Origin of the sequence: Massiliimicrobium timonense, from assembly GCF_002160865.1 — a bacterium.
Classification (GTDB): domain Bacteria; phylum Bacillota_I; class Bacilli_A; order Erysipelotrichales; family Coprobacillaceae; genus Allocoprobacillus.
The window spans coordinates 1-671 of record NZ_NFLJ01000105.1 but is presented as its reverse complement, the minus strand read 5'-3'; the positions used below and the strand labels follow the sequence as shown (position 1 = coordinate 671).

Genomic DNA, 671 nt, shown 5'->3' with positions numbered 1-671 from the left:
GGTGTCTATACCATTATATTAGGTGATGGATTAGGAAAAAGTTTAACTGGTGATTTAAAGGTTAATTATTGTGAAACAACAAAAGATTTAAAAACCAAATCTTTAATATGGGATTGGTTATTTTGAAAAGAGCCTACAAAAGGCTTTTTTCTTTAAGAAATAAGAGTTGTATGTTAAATAATTGCTATTAAGACAATAAAAGTGTTAAAATAGATGTCATAAGGAGGTTTAAATTATGCAACAAATCAAACAATTCAACAATAACATTATGATCTATCCTATCTATCAAGAACAATCTGTATGCCAAGATATCATTGATACACTAGGATATGATGTCACTCAAGATATTGATAAGAACTTTTCTCAAATCACTCAGATTCATACTTTGGGAAAATATCCTTTCTCTTATATTCTCTTTGTAGGTCTGGGAAAACAAAATGAAATCACAACAGACAAGCTAAGAAAGATAGCTACTACTGTATCCAAAGATATCAAGCAACCTGTACAGCTTGTTATAAATCATCTAGACAATCAATCAACATTAGTAAGAGTCTGGTTAGAATCACATATCTTAGCTCAATATGAAGAAAGAAAGATCGGACATGATGCGAAACCTATCATGAATATGGATGTTCTTGCATCAGTAGATGTTCAAGATGAAATCAATGAAG

General features: G+C 30.3%; 1 protein-coding gene. It reads left to right on the top strand.

Going from position 1 to position 671, the window contains the following annotated elements; genetic code table 11:
* Positions 1-235: 235 nt before the first annotated feature.
* Positions 236-671, top strand: a 436-nt coding sequence (locus B5E75_RS14355) for a M17 family peptidase N-terminal domain-containing protein (RefSeq protein WP_275086226.1), incomplete at its 3' end; no start/stop codon positions are given.